Genomic DNA, 13,994 nt, shown 5'->3' with positions numbered 1-13,994 from the left:
CCTGGGTGGGTCGGCTGTCGGCGCCCGGCGTGAATCCGCGCTGCGGGCGGCTTCTATAGTGACGGAATCGGGGGGCGAATAATTCCGGGGTCCGCCCCAGGAACCCCGGCCGAGAGGACGATCATGAGTACGGCGAGCGCGCAGCTGCCCGAGGGCCGGTACGGCCGCTCCGCCGACGAGCGTGCCGACCGCAAGCTCAGGATCGTCGGCGCCGTACTGGGGGCCGTCCTGATCGGCGTGGTCGGCTGGTTCGGCTACGACTACATCGCCGGCGCCAGGATCAGCGCCCAGGTGATCACCTTCGAGGCGGTCTCGGACAACGCGGTGGAGGTGCACCTCGAGGTGCACAAGGACACCGGTACGAAGGGCTACTGCACCCTGCGGTCGCAGAGCGCGGACGGTACGGAGGTGGGCCGCGCGGACTTCCGCTTCGACCAGCGCGCGTCCCGTCTCGACAAGGTGGTCACGCTGCGGACGACGGCCCGGGGCTCCACGGCGGAACTCCTCGGCTGCCACTAGGGCTGAGCGGCACCGCCGACCCCGGTCGATGCCCTCGGCCACGGCCGGAATCACTCTGCGCTACCAGGGCTGACCTGCGTCGATGAAATTCTGATGTCTTATGTCCTCCCCTCGGAGCCGCTGAATTGTTAGGCTCGTGGTTTCGCCCACCCGTGAGAGAACATGCTTCTGGGTAGGGCGATGCTTTGTATTCCCAGTACCTACGAGGAGCACCTGTGACCCAGACCAGCGAGAACGTCACCTGGCTGACCCAGGAGGCGTACAACCAGCTCAGGGCCGAGCTGGAGTACCTGTCTGGTCCCGCGCGCACGGAGATCGCCGCCAAGATCGCGGCCGCGCGCGAGGAGGGCGACCTGCGCGAGAACGGCGGGTACCACGCGGCCAAGGAAGAGCAGGGCAAGCAGGAGCTCCGTGTGCGCCAGCTGACCCAGCTCCTGGAGAACGCCAAGGTCGGCGAGGCTCCCGCGGCGGACGGCGTGGTCGCACCGGGCATGATCGTGACCATCGCCTTCGACGGCGACGAGGACGACACCCTGGACTTCCTGCTCGGTTCCCGCGAGTACGCGAGCTCCGACATGGAGACGTACTCTCCGCAGTCGCCGCTGGGCGCCGGAGTGAACGGCAAGAAGGTCGGCGAGGACGCCCAGTACGAGCTGCCGAACGGCAAGCTCGCCTCGGTGAAGATCCTCAAGGCCGAGCCGCACCGGGGCTGAGCCCGCGACCGACGACGATGCCCCCGGACGCGTGCCGGGGGCATTGCCATGTCCGCGTCGATCGAGGTGGTCACCTCGACCGGCGCGACCGCCTCACGCCGTCGCCGAGCGGTACTTGCGGACGGCGAGCGTCCGGAAGATCACCACGATGAGGACCGAGTAGATCACCGAGGCCCAGACCGGGTGCTGCATGGGCCATGCGTCGGACGTCGACACGCCGGGGTTGGCGAACAGCACACGGCAGGCCTGCACGGTGGCGCTGAACGGGTTCCAGTCCGCGACATGCCGCAGCCAGGGGGTCATGTTGCTGGTGTCCACGAACGCGTTCGAGATGAACGTGACCGGGAAGAGCCAGATCAGCCCGCCGGAGGTCGCCGCCTCGGGCGTGCGGACGGACAGGCCGATGAGCGCGCCGATCCAGGTGAACGCGTACCCGAGCAGGAGCAGCAGCCCGAAGGCTCCGAGGACGCGGAACGCGTTGGTGCTGCCGTCCGAGCCGACTCTCCAGCCGACCAGTACGGCGACCACCGCGAGGACGAGCAGGGTCAGCGCGGTCTGCACGAGGTCGGCCAGGGTGCGGCCGGTGAGCACCGCGCCCCGCGCCATGGGCAGCGACCGGAAGCGGTCGATGAGGCCCTTGTGCATGTCGTCGGCGATGCCCGCGCCGGCGCCCGCGGTGGCGAAGGTGACCGTCTGGGCGAAGATGCCGGCCATCAGGAAGTTGGTGTAGGCGGTGGCGCTGGTGCTGCCGCCGATCTTCATGGACCCGCCGAAGACGTAGGTGAACAGCACCACGAACATGATCGGCTGGATCAGTCCGAAGATCACCATTTCCGGGATCCTGGACATTCTGATCAGGTTCCGCCTGGCGATGACCAGGGAGTCCCTGATGGATTGGTAGACGGGGTTCGAGGGTGCCGTGACCTGCACGGCGTCACTGACGGCGCTCACTTCGCGGCCTCCTTCTTGCTCTTGCCCGTCCGGGTGTCCGCCGGCCCGCCGTTCTCTTCGGACTTCTCCTCGGCCACGTGGCCGGTGAGCGAGAGGAAGACGTCGTCGAGGGTGGGGCGGCGCAGGCCGATGTCGTCGATCTCGATACCGCGGCCGTCCAGCTCGCGGATCACCTCGGCGAGGAGCTTCGCGCCGCCGGTGACGGGCACCGTGAGCTTGCGGGTGTGCTCCTCGACCGTCGTCTCGCCCTTGCCGAAGCCGCGCAGCACCTCGGAGGCGGTCGCGATGTGCTCGCGCTCGTGCACGACGACCTCGACGCGCTCGCCGCCGGTCTGCGCCTTGAGCTCGTCGGCGGTGCCGCGGGCGATGACCCGGCCGTGGTCGACCACGCAGATGTCGTGCGCGAGGTGGTCGGCCTCCTCCAGATACTGGGTGGTCAGCAGCAGGGTCGTACCGCCGGAGACCAGCCGCTTGATGACGTCCCACAGCTGCTGGCGGTTGCGCGGGTCGAGGCCGGTGGTGGGCTCGTCCATGAACATCACCGGGGGCGAGACGACCAGGGCCGCCGCCAGGTCGAGCCGGCGGCGCATACCTCCCGAGTACGTCTTCGCGGTGCGGTCGGCGGCGTCGGCGAGGTTGAACTGCTCCAGCAGCTCCTCCGCGCGGACCTTCGCGGCCTTCGCCCTCATCTGGTAGAGCTGTCCGACCATCTGGAGGTTCTCGCGGCCGGTCAGGTATTCGTCGACCGCCGCGAACTGGCCGGAGAGGCCGACCCTGCGCCGTACGGCGTCGGGGTCCTTGAGCACGTCGACGCCCGCGACGACGGCCTTGCCGCTGTCGGGGCGCAACAGGGTCGTCAGACAGCGGACCGCGGTCGTCTTGCCCGCGCCGTTCGGCCCGAGCAGGCCGAGCACGGTGCCCTCCGGGACATCGAGGTCGACGCCGTCCAGAGCCCTTACGTCACCGAAGGTCTTCACCAGGCCTTCGGCGTAGATGGCGCCTGGCATGAGTGTTCTCCACGTCGTTGGGGAATTTTCGGATGTGCGCGTGCTTGCGGATGTGCGCGTACTACTGGGGACTCGCGCACGACGAGAAAGTCATCGGCCCGACTGCGTCGCACCGATCCGGACTCCCACCGTAACGCGATGTATCGCGTCACTCAATGCATTTTCACCGAACGGGTCGACCGGGCCCCCGCGGGCGGCTCCGGCCTCAGTCGATGACGGTGTAGCCCGCCTCGCGCAGCGCCAGGTTCACCTCGGCGCAGTGGTCGTGGCCCTTCGTCTCCAGGTGCAGCTCGACCTCCACCTCCGTGAGCCCGAGCCGGGGATCGGTCCGCACATGGCTCACGTCCAGGACGTTAGCGTCCGCCACTGACAACACCCCCAGAAGCGTGGCCAGGGCCCCGGGCCGGTCGGTCAGCCGCAGCGTGACGGCCAGGTAGCGGCCGCCCGCCGCCATGCCGTGGCGCAGGATGCGCTGCATCAGCAGCGGATCCACGTTCCCGCCCGACAGCAGCGCCACCACCGGGCCCTCGAAGCTCCCGGGATCGCGCAGCAGCGCCGCGACCGAGCTCGCGCCGGCCGGTTCGACGACCAGCTTGGCCCGCTCGAGGCACAGCAGCAGTGCGCTGGACAGGTCGTTCTCGGAGACCGTGCGGACCTCGTCGACCAGCTCCTCGACCAGCCGGAACGGCACGTCGCCTGGACGGCCGACCTTGATGCCGTCGGCCATCGTGGCCGGGTTCGCGATCGACAGCGGCCGCCCGGCCGCGAGCGAGGGCGGGTAGGCCGCCGCGCCCTCGGCCTGCACCCCGATGATCCGTACGTCCGGACGCAGCGACTTCACCGCGAGGGCCACGCCCGCCGCGAGGCCGCCGCCGCCGATCCCCAGGACGATCGTGCGCACCTCGGGGCACTGCTCCAGGATCTCCAGGCCCACCGTGCCCTGGCCCGCGATGACGTCCGGGTGGTCGAAGGGGTGGATGAACACGGCACCCGTCCGCCGCGCGTACTCCTGGGCGGCGGCCAGGGTCTCGTCGACCACCTGGCCGTGCAGCCTCACCTCGGCGCCGTAGTCGCGGGTGGCGGCGACCTTGGGCAGCGGGGCGCCGTTCGGCATGAACACCGTGGAGCGCACGCCGAGCAGCGAGGAGGCGAGCGCGACCCCCTGCGCGTGGTTGCCCGCGCTCGCCGCGACGACCCCGGCCGCGCGCTCCTCGGGGAGCAGGCCCGCGATCCGCACATACGCGCCGCGCAGCTTGAACGATCCCGTCCGCTGGAGGTTCTCGCACTTGAACTGCACCGGCGCGCCCACCAGCTGGGACAGATACCTGCTGCCCTCCATCGCGGTCACCCGCGCCACACCCGAGAGCATCTTCTGCGCGCCGCGCACGTCGTCGAGAGTCACACTGGGAAAGGAGTCAGCCGTGCTGTAGCTCATGACCACCAGTCTCGCAGTTCACGCGGGCGCACCTCCGTGGTGACCACGCTCCGAGACCCGGTTTGCGCAGCGCCGGTACGGCCCGCGCCCCGGCCGCGTAACCTGTCCCCCAACCCAGCTCCCCACGCATGAATTGAGCCCCCGGCCATGCCCACTACACCAGAGATGTCGATGGACATGACGACCGTCGGTGACACCGGTCTTCTCGAAGCCCTTCAGCACGAGGTCGCGGTCTTCGCGCGCCGTGCGGAACAGACCCGGCTCGGCGGGGTGGGGCAGGTGCGCAACTCCATGGACCGGGCCGCCTACCTGCTGCTCAACCGCCTGGACAAGGAAGGCCCGATGGGCGTCAAGGCGCTCGCGGCGAGCATGGGCATCGACTCCTCGACGGTCACCCGGCAGGTCGCCCCGCTGGTCGACACCGGCCTCGTCAAGCGCACCTCGCACCCCGAGGACGGCCGCGCCGTCGTGCTCCAGCTCTCCCCGCGCGGCCAGTCCCGGCTGGACGAAGTACGCACCTCCCGGCGTCAGTTGATGGCCGAGCTGACACACGATTGGGCACCGGAGGAGCGTGAGGCGTTCTGCGCGCTCCTCACCCGCTTCAACGGCGCGCTCTCGGCCCGCCAGGCCACCCAGGGCATGCCGGCCACGGAGTCCGAGCCGACCTCCTGAACACGGCCGCGGGCGGACCGGGCCCAGTGGTCCCGGGCCGCCGCTCCCCATCCCGCGCGCGTACGGACGCCTCCCGCGCGCGGGCCTCACGCCCGTACGTCACGCGCGCGCGTACGTCCCGCGCGCGTGCATGTGCGCCGGGCTCTTGACCGGAAGGCGCCACCTGGCCTCATATGAGACCGGGTCCTCGTCGTACGGGGTACGACGGGTCGCACGTGGCCGCGGGCCCCTTCTCAGAGCGGTCCTCGGGCGGGAGGCGTGGTGCGAGAACGGCGTGCCTCCCAAGGCGTCCGCCGGGCGCGGGAGTTCGAGGCGTTCGTGGCGGGCGCGGCGGGGCGGCTGCTGCACACCGCCACGCTGCTCACGGCGGAGCCCCGGGACGCCAACCCGCGCGCGCGGCGGCTGCTGACGCTGGCCCTCGCCCACACGTACGCCTCCTGGGACCGGCTGCACGGCGAGGACCCCTACGACAGCGCCCGCCGGCAGCTGGCCGCGCGGTTCCAGCGCACGGCCTGGTACCAGTACGGGGGCTTCGGGCGCCGGCGTACCTCCCCGGACCACATCCTGGCCCGGCTCACGCCCCAGGAACGGCTGATCCTGGTCCTCAGGCTGTACGAGGGGGTCGCGGAGGAGCAGGCGGCGGCCCTGCTCGGTCTCCCGGCGGAACGGGTACGGGCGATCTGCGCCCGCGCCATGGCGACACTGCTGCACCCGCCGCGCGGTCCGGCGCCCGCCCGTATGGAGGTGGCGCCGTCATGAACCTGCCGGAGCGCGAGGCGGCCGTACGACGGCTCCTGGAACAGGCACCGCCGCCCGTGGTGCCGCCCGACCTGTACGGCGAGGTCGTGCGGCGCGGTGGCCGCATGCTGCGGCGCGGGAGGGCCGCGCGGCGGCTGCTGTGGCTGGCACTGCTCGGCGCGGTCGTCGTCTTCGCGGTCTGGGCGGCCACGGCCCGCCCCTGGGTGGAGCCGCCGTCGGAGACGACTCCCCTCGTGACGGACTGGTGAACCGGCCGGCACGGGCGGGACGGGGTGGGACGACCGCCGACCGTGGCCTGCCGCCGCCCGCGACCCGGTGATCCGGGCCCGCGGGCGGCGGACGGCGGGGAGCTGCGGAGGCCCGCCGGGGCCCCTGCCTCAGCCCAGGGCCTGCTGGAGGTCCTGGAGCAGGTCGTCGATGTTCTCGATGCCCACGGAGATACGCACGAGGTCGGCGGGGACCTCCAGCGCCGAGCCGGCGGCCGAGGCGTGCGTCATGCGTCCCGGGTGCTCGATCAGGGACTCCACTCCGCCCAGCGACTCGCCCAGCGTGAAGATCTTGGCGCGGTTGCAGACCTCGACGGCCGCCTCCTCGCCGCCCGCGACCTGGAAGGAGACCATGCCGCCGAACGCCCGCATCTGCTTGGCGGCGGTCTCGTGACCGGGGTGCTCCGGCAGACCCGGGTACAGGACGCGGGTCACGCGCGCGTGCCGGGTGAGCATCTCGGCGATCCGGCCCGCGTTCTCGCTGTGCCGGTCCATGCGCACGGAGAGCGTCTTGGTGCCGCGCAGCACCAGCCAGGAGTCGAAGGGCCCGGCGACCGCGCCCATCGCGTTCTGGTGGTACGCCAGCTCCTCGCCGAGTTCCTTGTCCCCGGTGATCAGGGCGCCGCCGACGACGTCCGAGTGGCCGCCCATGTACTTGGTCAGGGAGTGCACGACGACGTCCGCGCCGAGCGCGAGCGGCTGCTGGAGGTAGGGGGTCGCGAAGGTGTTGTCGACGACGAGCCGGGCGCCCGCCTCCCGCGCGATCTGCGCGACCACAGCGATGTCCGTGATGCCGAGGAGGGGGTTGGAGGGCGTCTCGACCCAGATCACCTTGGTCTTGGGGGTCAGGGCGGCCCGCACCGACTCGGGGTCGCTGGTGTCGGCCACCGACCATTCCACGCCCCAGCGGGAGACGACCTTGGCGAAGAGCCGGAAGGTGCCGCCGTAGGCGTCGTTGGGGATCACCACGTGGTCGCCGGGGCTGAGCAGCGTACGCAACAGGCAGTCCTCGGCCGCCAGTCCCGACGCGAACGCGAGGCCGCGGCGACCGCCCTCCAGGGCTGCGAGGTTCTCCTCCAGGGCGGTCCTGGTGGGGTTGGCGCTGCGGCTGTACTCGTAACCGCCGCGCAGGCCGCCGACGCCGTCCTGCTTGTAGGTGGAGACCTGGTAGATCGGCGGGACGACCGCTCCGGTGAGGGGGTCGGCGGTGTTGCCCGCGTGGATCGCGATCGTCTCGAAATGCTGACTGATGTGCCTGTCGCTCATGAGTCCCGAGCGTAGTGCTCTCCGGATGTTCATGACGTCGCGACGGGACCGTCCTCGAAGCCGTCCCGGGACCGGGTTCGCCAATTGCCGGACCCGTCTGGTTCGCTTGAGCCATGGAGATTCTCTGGGTCCTGATGGCGCTGGCCATGTTCAGCGTGGTCCTGCTGCCGGTGCTCCGGCGCAGGCGCACCGGTATACAGCTCGTCACGCCCGGTGACCCGGACGCCGCGGACCCGGCGAACTACGGCTTCCTGCGCCAGGAGGAGCTGGACATCCGTATGCCGGGACCCGACGCGGATCTGCTGAGCGTCCTGGACGTGGTGCAGCGGACCCAGGACTACCGCGCGGCCTCGCAGCTGCTGGCCGGCACGGAGACCGAGGGCGAGATCCGCTGGCAGCGGGTGCAGGCCTTCGCGGGCGCCGCGTCGCTGGAGCTCCAGCAGCGGCCCGGCGGGGTCAGCGAGACGCCGGGCGGCCAGTGGCTGCGCGTGTGGCGTGCCGAGGCCCCCAAGGACGCCGGCGGCGCCGCGGTGCACGCCGAGTTCCTGGTGCAGCAGGCCTGGCGGACGTCGACCCCGGGGACCGACGACTTCCGGATCATCATGGAGGAGGCGCGGTCCGCGTGCGGCGAGGCGGCGCTGCTGTCCCCCGGTGACCCGATCCCGTACATCGTCGAGCTGTCGGTGGCCCGTGGACTCGGCTACTCCCAGCCGGAGTTCGAGAAACTCTGGCTGAAGATCCTGGACCGCGCGCCCTCCCACATGGGCGCGCATCTGGCGGCCCTGCACTACTGGTGCGAGAAGTGGCACGGTTCGCGGGAGACGGCGCAGGCGTTCGCCGAGGCGGCCGCGGCCCGCGCGCCGCAGGGCTCCCTGCTGGCGGCGATGCCGCTCTTCGCGGTCTTCGAGCACCTTCCCGAGGTGAACCTGGTCCGCAGCTTCTACCAGAGCGAGGTCGTCACCAAGGCCGTCCACGGCGCGCTGTACGCGGTCCACGCGGCCCGCCCCGACGACCCGATGCTCGCCCACGTACGCCATCTGCTGGTCTGCTTCCTGGTCCGCGGCGAGCGCTGGGCCGAGGCGATGGACCAACTGGTGCACGTGGACGGCCACGTGGGCGCCCTCCCCTGGACCCTGAGCCCCGACCCGGCCTCGGACTACGCGATCTACCGCGCCCTGGCGGTGGCAGGCTACGAGGCGAACGGCGGAAGCCCGGCGACACTGTCGCACTGAGGCCGGTACGGGGGGCGGTGCCGCCTCGTCGGCACGCACAGGTGGCGGAAGCACCCGAGTCGCGGCCCTCCGTCTCGCGTGCGAGCCTGAATTCATGATCGGGCGATCGCCTGCCTGCCCGTACAGGTGAGGGCAGCCGCGGACGGCCCGCCGGGCGGGGACGCTCGAAAGGGGTTTGCCCACATGATTCCTGGCACCGCGTCACCCGTGCGCGTCGAGGCGTTCGTCGATCCTCAGCTGTCCAGATGGATGTGGCTGGTGAAGTGGTTCCTCGCCATCCCGCACTACATCGTGCTGTTCTTCCTGTGGATCGCGTTCGCCTTCGTCACCCTCTTCGCCTTCTTCGCCATCCTGTTCACCGGCCGCTACCCCCGCTCCCTCTTCGACTTCAACGTCGGCGTGATGCGGTGGAACTGGCGTGTCAGCTACTACGCGCACACCGTGCTCGGCACCGACCAGTACCCCCCGTTCACCCTGGCGGACGTGCCCAGCTACCCGGCGCGTTTCGATGTCGCCTATCCCGAGCGTCTGTCCCGCGGCCTGGTCCTGGTGAAGTGGTGGCTGCTGGCCATCCCGCAGTACATCGTCGTCGGGATCTTCTTCGGCGGCTGGGGCGATTGGGAGAACTGGCGTGGCGTCGGCCTGATCCCCTTTCTCTCCCTGGTCGCCGTGATCATCCTGATGTTCACGGGCCGCTACCCGGGTCACCTCTTCGGCTTCCTGCTCGGTCTGGCCCGCTGGGTCGCACGGGTCGGCGCCTATGCAGCGCTGATGACCGACGAGTACCCGCCGTTCCGCCTCGACCAGGGCGGGCAGGACTCCCCTCTCACGAAGATCCCGGCGAGCGGTTCCCGTCCGTAGCCCGAGCAGGAAGGACGGTCCCCGTTCAGGCGCCGGCGGCCGTGACGACGGCGTCCGTGGCGAAGCCGAGCAGCAGGCCGGCCAGGATGCACCAGGTGGTGAGCGTCTTCAGTCCGGTCTTGCGGGCGACGGCCAGCAACTCGATCACCACGTAGAGGATCGAGCCGGCGGCGAGGCCGAGGAAGGCGATCGAGAGGGTGTCGTTCACCAGGTGCTGGCCGACGACCGTGCCGAGGAAGGTGGGGCCGCCGCCTATCAGGCCGAGCCACAACAGCGTGGACCAGGAAGGACGTTCGCCCTCGGCGGCGAGCGGGGCGACGATGCCGAAGCCCTCGGTGGCGTTGTGCAGGCCGAACCCGATGATCAGTAGGACGGCGAGGGAGAGTTCGCCCTTGGCGGCGGAGTTGCCGATGGCCAGCCCCTCGGCGAAGTTGTGCAGGCCGATACCGGTGGCGATCATCAGCGCGAGCGAGCCCGCCTGACTGCGGGTCGCCGGGGCCAGCTCGGTGGTGGCGGCGGCGCCGGGTCCCGCGGGGCGCGCGGCGGCGGCCCGGCGGCGGGCCATCCAGCCGTCGTAGTGCACGAGCCCGGCCAGCCCGAGCGTCAGCCCCACGGCCAGCGTGCCGCCTCCGGTGGCGACCGAGCCCCAGTCGTGGCCGGCGAGCGCCCCGTCGACCGGCTCCCAGGCGTGTGCCAGGACGTCCCACACGAGGAAGACCAGGATGCCGATGGCGACGGCGTTCAGGCCCGCCTTGAGGCGGGGTGTCGGCGTCCGCAGGCGGCCGATGGGGAGGCCGAGATAGATGGTGAAGCCTGCGATGGCACCGAGCAGGACGACGTTCGCGCTGGACATGGATTCTCCGGTCTGGGGTTCGAGGACGCCCCAGAAGGTAAGCCAGGGAAGGCTTACCTAACAAGACAGAAGACGGACCTGCGGAGAACCTTGGTCAAGCCATTACGCAACGACACACAGCCCCTGGAACCCGGCTTCGGGCCAACTGCGGTGCGGCCCATCGGAATTGGCCTCCCCGGCCCGGCCGACGCCGCTCCGTCACCCCCAGCCCCCAAGTGCCCCCGCCATCGCCGCCACTCCCCCGATGAGCGCGCTCGCCAGTGTCGCGGCCAGCAGTGCCCCGAGCAGTTTCGTCAGGGCGCGGGGGGTGTCCCGGGAGCCCGTCACGGCGCTCGTCACCGCGGCGCCCAGGACCAGCACCATCAGGCCGAAAAGGGACACCGCCAGCCAGCCGAACACGGCGCCCGCGCCCGTCCGTTCGTAGCCGCCCGAGGCCGTCCGGCGCAGGCCCACCACTCTGCCGACCGACAGGTGGTTGTCGATCGTGGCGTCCGGATCCACCATCGTCCCGTCGTCGGAACGGAAGACGCCGTGGCAGTGTGGAGACCGGTGGCCTCCGATCCCGCTCCATGTGCAGGCCTCGACCTTGAGATGGCCGGACGTGCCCGCCAGGCCCGAGGCGTAGACGAAGTGCGTCACCGCCAGCCAGGTGATCGCCGTGCCGATCGCGAACAGACCGGCGATCACCAGGAGCAGGATCCCCGTCGGCTTCGCCCGCCGCAGGCGCTCACGGCGGCTCGTCCCTTCCGTCATCCCGTCCCCCGTTCCCGCTCGCGCGATCCCGTTCCCGCTCCCGTCGCCCGCCCCCGCGTTCCCGCTCCCGCTCCCGTTTTCGTCACCGCTCCCGCCCGGACCAGGGCCGTCCTGATCCCTCACGCCGTACAGCAGACCCGCGAGCGCACCGAAGGGTTGCGGGCGGCCGCGTCCCTGCGTGGCTCCGATCGAGTGGACTTGCCGGAACGCTGATCGGACCGGCGCTCCTGTCGACGGCCCGGATGGTGGTGTTGCCGTCTGTTCCCGTGTCCCCCGTGACCTGGACCTGATCCGGAAGAGGCGCCCCCCATGCGACATCGCTCCTACCGCCGACCGTTCGCCGCCGCCCTGCTCGCAGCGTCCGTGCTGGCCCCGATCACAGCCACCCCCGCCGCGGCCCTCCACCCGACGGGCGCCCGCGCCACCGTCGCCCGCGCGGCGGACACCGGCGGATACGGAACGGACGACAACGCGCGCGGCAGTCTGAGCCCCGCGCTGAGCGCACGGCTGGACAAGGCCGTCGCGGACGTCCGGCGGCAGGCGAACATCCCCGGTGTCGTCGTCGGACTGTGGATGCCCGGCAAGGGGAACTACGTCCGCGCGACCGGCGTCGCCGACACCACCACCCGCAAGCCGATGTCCGTCGACTCCTACGTCCGGATCGGCAGCGAGACCAAGACCTTCACCGTCACCGCGCTGCTCGAACTCGTGGACCGGCACCGGGTCCGCCTGGACGACCCGATCTCCCGCTACATTCCCGGCGTCCCGAACGGCCGGAACATCACCCTGCGCCAGCTCGCCGAGATGCGCAGCGGACTGTTCCCGTACACGTCCGACCCGGACTTCGTGCACGACCTGCTGAGCGACCCCCAGCGGGTCTTCACCCCGCGGGAACTGCTCGCGTACGGCTTCAAGCACCGGAACACGTTCGCGCCCGGCGCGCAGTTCCAGTACTCCAACACCAACCTCGTCCTGCTCGGCCTGGTCGTCGAGAAGGCCGGCGGGCAGAAGCTGCGCGACTTCATCCACCAGCGCGTCCTGCGCCCCGCGGGCCTGCGCCACACGCTGTTCCCGAAGGGGAACGAGTTCCCGAAGCCGCACCCGCAGGGCTACACCGACCAGACGCTGAGCGGCGAGGTCGCGAACTCCACGAACTGGAACCCGAGCTGGGCCTGGGCCGCGGGGGCGATGATCTCGAACCTGCACGACCTGCGGCGCTGGGCGAAGGTCGTCGCCACCGGCACCCTGCTCAGCCCCCAGACCCAGGCCCAGCGCCTGAAGACACTGCCGACCGGCTTCCCGGGAACGACGTACGGCCTCGGCATCTTCAACGCCAGCGGGTGGATCGGGCACAACGGCTCCCTGCCGGGATACGAGACCGTGACCGTCTATCTGCCCTCGAAGAAGGCCACCCTGGTCATCATGATCAACACCGACATCACCTACCAGGGCCAGGAACCGTCCACGCTGGTCGCCCGGGCCGTCACACAGATCGTCACCCCGGACAACGTCTACGCGGGCGCGGTCGTCGGCCGCTGAGGCCGATCGCCAGGAGCCGGACGCCGGACTCCGACAGGAAGGTGCCGCCCCGGTCGTACGACCGGGGCGGCACCTTCCTGTCCTGTCCGCCCGGCACGGCGACGCCATCGCCGGGCCGACGGCGCCGTCAGATCGTGGCCGCGTCGATCACGAAGCGGTAGCGGACGTCGCTCGCCAGCACCCGCTCGTACGCCTCGTTGATCTCGGAGGCCTCGATGAGCTCGATCTCGGCGCCGAAGCCGTGCTCGGCGCAGAAGTCCAGCATCTCCTGGGTCTCGCGGATGCCGCCGATGCCGGAGCCCGCGAGGGTCTTGCGGCCGCCGATCACGGAGAAGAGGTTGAGCCGGACCGGCTCCTCGGGCGCGCCCACGTTCACGAACGCGCCGTCCGTGCGCAGCAGGGAGAGATAGGCGTCCAGGTCCAGCGGCGCGGAGACGGTGGACAGGATCAGGTCGAAGGTGCCGCGCAGCGCCTTGAAGGTCTCCGGGTCGCTGGTGGCGTAGTAGTGGTCGGCGCCCAGCTTCAGGCCGTCGTCCTTCTTGCGCAGCGACTGGGAGAGGACCGTGACCTCGGCGCCGAGCGCGTGCGCGATCTTGACGCCCATGTGGCCGAGACCGCCCATGCCGAGGACCGCGACCTTCTTGCCGGGGCCCGCGTTCCAGTGCTTGAGCGGGGAGTACGTGGTGATCCCGGCGCAGAGCAGCGGCGCGGCGACATCGAGGGAGATGCCGTCGGGGATGCGCAGGGTGTAGTTCTCGTCGACGACGATCTTCTGGGAGTAGCCGCCGTAGGTGGGCTCGCCGTCCTTGCCGACGGAGTTGTACGTGCCGACGCCGCCGCCGGTGCAGTACTGCTCCAGACCGGCCACGCAGTTGTCGCACTCACGGCAGGAGTCGACCAGGCAGCCGACGCCCACGCGGTCGCCGATCTTGAACTTGGTGACGCCGGATCCGACCTCGGCGACGATCCCGGCGATCTCGTGGCCGGGCACCATCGGGAAGGCGGCCTTGCCCCAGCCCTCGCGGGCCTGGTGGATGTCGGAGTGGCAGATGCCGGCGAACTTGATGTCGATCAGGACGTCGTGCTCCCTGACCGCGCGGCGCTCGATGGTGGTGCGCTCCAGCGGAGCCTTGGCGGCGGGTGCGGCGTACGCGACGACAGTGGTCAT

The 13,994-nt window shown here is 70.8% G+C and carries 15 protein-coding genes; 8 read left to right on the top strand and 7 right to left on the bottom strand.

Translation table 11 applies throughout. From position 1 onward, the window contains the following. Positions 1-123: 123 nt before the first annotated feature. Positions 124-519, top strand: coding sequence for a DUF4307 domain-containing protein (locus WJM95_RS20535; RefSeq protein ID WP_339131146.1), 396 nt, complete (start codon positions 124-126; stop codon positions 517-519). Positions 520-734: 215 nt separating this feature from the next. Further along, positions 735-1,232: a transcription elongation factor GreA gene (greA, locus tag WJM95_RS20530; protein WP_326785819.1), complete on the top strand. Its 498-nt coding sequence runs from the start codon at positions 735-737 to the stop codon at positions 1,230-1,232. A 93-nt stretch (positions 1,233-1,325) separates the two neighbouring features. Here the strand turns inward: greA and WJM95_RS20525 are convergent, their stop codons facing one another. The 3 genes from WJM95_RS20525 to ilvA all read right to left on the bottom strand — a co-directional run bounded on the left by WJM95_RS20525 (position 1,326) and on the right by ilvA (position 4,625). Beyond that, complete coding sequence (locus WJM95_RS20525) at positions 1,326-2,183, bottom strand: ABC transporter permease (protein WP_339131145.1); 858 nt, start codon at positions 2,181-2,183, stop codon at positions 1,326-1,328. Then, positions 2,180-3,190, bottom strand: a complete 1,011-nt coding sequence (locus WJM95_RS20520) for an ATP-binding cassette domain-containing protein (protein WP_339131144.1) — start codon at positions 3,188-3,190, stop codon at positions 2,180-2,182. The genes WJM95_RS20525 and WJM95_RS20520 overlap by 4 nt, the downstream gene beginning before the upstream one ends. Before the next feature lie 205 nt (positions 3,191-3,395). Beyond that, positions 3,396-4,625, bottom strand: coding sequence for a threonine ammonia-lyase (ilvA, locus tag WJM95_RS20515; protein ID WP_339131143.1), 1,230 nt, complete (start codon positions 4,623-4,625; stop codon positions 3,396-3,398). Positions 4,626-4,790: 165 nt separating this feature from the next. Here ilvA and WJM95_RS20510 point away from each other — a divergent pair, with 165 nt between their 5' ends. The 3 genes from WJM95_RS20510 to WJM95_RS20500 all read left to right on the top strand — a co-directional run bounded on the left by WJM95_RS20510 (position 4,791) and on the right by WJM95_RS20500 (position 6,304). Continuing rightward, positions 4,791-5,297, top strand: a complete 507-nt coding sequence (locus WJM95_RS20510; protein WP_339135717.1) for a MarR family transcriptional regulator — start codon at positions 4,791-4,793, stop codon at positions 5,295-5,297. Between the two features lie 261 nt (positions 5,298-5,558). Continuing rightward, on the top strand, positions 5,559-6,056 hold the full coding sequence (locus WJM95_RS20505) for a sigma factor-like helix-turn-helix DNA-binding protein (RefSeq protein ID WP_339131142.1): 498 nt from the start codon (positions 5,559-5,561) through the stop codon (positions 6,054-6,056). Then, positions 6,053-6,304, top strand: a complete 252-nt coding sequence (locus WJM95_RS20500; protein WP_339131141.1) for a hypothetical protein — start codon at positions 6,053-6,055, stop codon at positions 6,302-6,304. The genes WJM95_RS20505 and WJM95_RS20500 overlap by 4 nt, the downstream gene beginning before the upstream one ends. Before the next feature lie 129 nt (positions 6,305-6,433). Here WJM95_RS20500 and WJM95_RS20495 read toward each other — a convergent pair whose 3' ends face one another. Next, positions 6,434-7,588, bottom strand: a complete 1,155-nt coding sequence (locus WJM95_RS20495; protein WP_339131140.1) for a cystathionine gamma-synthase — start codon at positions 7,586-7,588, stop codon at positions 6,434-6,436. Positions 7,589-7,701: 113 nt separating this feature from the next. On the opposite strand from WJM95_RS20495, the gene WJM95_RS20490 reads away from it, so the two are divergent. Beyond that, positions 7,702-8,820: a hypothetical protein gene (locus WJM95_RS20490; protein WP_339131139.1), complete on the top strand. Its 1,119-nt coding sequence runs from the start codon at positions 7,702-7,704 to the stop codon at positions 8,818-8,820. Positions 8,821-9,003: 183 nt separating this feature from the next. Continuing rightward, on the top strand, positions 9,004-9,681 hold the full coding sequence (locus tag WJM95_RS20485; RefSeq protein ID WP_339131138.1) for a DUF4389 domain-containing protein: 678 nt from the start codon (positions 9,004-9,006) through the stop codon (positions 9,679-9,681). Positions 9,682-9,706: 25 nt separating this feature from the next. On the opposite strand, the gene WJM95_RS20480 is transcribed toward WJM95_RS20485, so the two are convergent. Next, positions 9,707-10,534, bottom strand: coding sequence for a ZIP family metal transporter (locus tag WJM95_RS20480; protein ID WP_339131137.1), 828 nt, complete (start codon positions 10,532-10,534; stop codon positions 9,707-9,709). Positions 10,535-10,732: 198 nt separating this feature from the next. Beyond that, positions 10,733-11,287 (bottom strand): hypothetical protein, encoded by a 555-nt coding sequence (locus WJM95_RS20475; protein ID WP_339131136.1) that lies wholly within the window; start codon positions 11,285-11,287, stop codon positions 10,733-10,735. 309 nt (positions 11,288-11,596) lie between these two features. Here WJM95_RS20475 and WJM95_RS20470 point away from each other — a divergent pair, with 309 nt between their 5' ends. Further along, the gene (locus WJM95_RS20470; RefSeq protein ID WP_339131135.1) at positions 11,597-12,826 is read left to right on the top strand and encodes a serine hydrolase domain-containing protein; all 1,230 of its coding nucleotides are present in this window, start codon (positions 11,597-11,599) and stop codon (positions 12,824-12,826) included. Positions 12,827-12,953: 127 nt separating this feature from the next. Here WJM95_RS20470 and WJM95_RS20465 read toward each other — a convergent pair whose 3' ends face one another. Continuing rightward, complete coding sequence (locus WJM95_RS20465; protein ID WP_339131134.1) at positions 12,954-13,994, bottom strand: NAD(P)-dependent alcohol dehydrogenase; 1,041 nt, start codon at positions 13,992-13,994, stop codon at positions 12,954-12,956.

It is taken from the genome of Streptomyces sp. f51, assembly GCF_037940415.1.
GTDB lineage: Bacteria > Actinomycetota > Actinomycetes > Streptomycetales > Streptomycetaceae > Streptomyces.
Note: the sequence above shows the minus strand (reverse complement) of the source record. Positions and strands in the feature narration are given on the sequence as shown.

Bases quoted from the DNA above. Each gene is read 5' to 3' on its own strand.
- WJM95_RS20535 (WP_339131146.1), top strand. From the start codon at position 124: ATGAGTACGGCGAGCGCGCAGCTGCCCGAGGGCCGGTACGGCCGCTCC.
- WJM95_RS20520 (WP_339131144.1), bottom strand. From the start codon at position 3,190: ATGCCAGGCGCCATCTACGCCGAAGGCCTGGTGAAGACCTTCGGTGAC.
- ilvA (WP_339131143.1), bottom strand. From the start codon at position 4,625: ATGAGCTACAGCACGGCTGACTCCTTTCCCAGTGTGACTCTCGACGAC.
- WJM95_RS20510 (WP_339135717.1), top strand. From the start codon at position 4,791: ATGTCGATGGACATGACGACCGTCGGTGACACCGGTCTTCTCGAAGCC.
- WJM95_RS20500 (WP_339131141.1), top strand. From the start codon at position 6,053: ATGAACCTGCCGGAGCGCGAGGCGGCCGTACGACGGCTCCTGGAACAG.
- WJM95_RS20495 (WP_339131140.1), bottom strand. From the start codon at position 7,588: ATGAGCGACAGGCACATCAGTCAGCATTTCGAGACGATCGCGATCCAC.
- WJM95_RS20490 (WP_339131139.1), top strand. From the start codon at position 7,702: ATGGAGATTCTCTGGGTCCTGATGGCGCTGGCCATGTTCAGCGTGGTC.
- WJM95_RS20485 (WP_339131138.1), top strand. From the start codon at position 9,004: ATGATTCCTGGCACCGCGTCACCCGTGCGCGTCGAGGCGTTCGTCGAT.
- WJM95_RS20480 (WP_339131137.1), bottom strand. From the start codon at position 10,534: ATGTCCAGCGCGAACGTCGTCCTGCTCGGTGCCATCGCAGGCTTCACC.
- WJM95_RS20475 (WP_339131136.1), bottom strand. From the start codon at position 11,287: ATGACGGAAGGGACGAGCCGCCGTGAGCGCCTGCGGCGGGCGAAGCCG.
- WJM95_RS20470 (WP_339131135.1), top strand. From the start codon at position 11,597: ATGCGACATCGCTCCTACCGCCGACCGTTCGCCGCCGCCCTGCTCGCA.
- WJM95_RS20465 (WP_339131134.1), bottom strand. From the start codon at position 13,994: ATGACCACTGTCGTCGCGTACGCCGCACCCGCCGCCAAGGCTCCGCTG.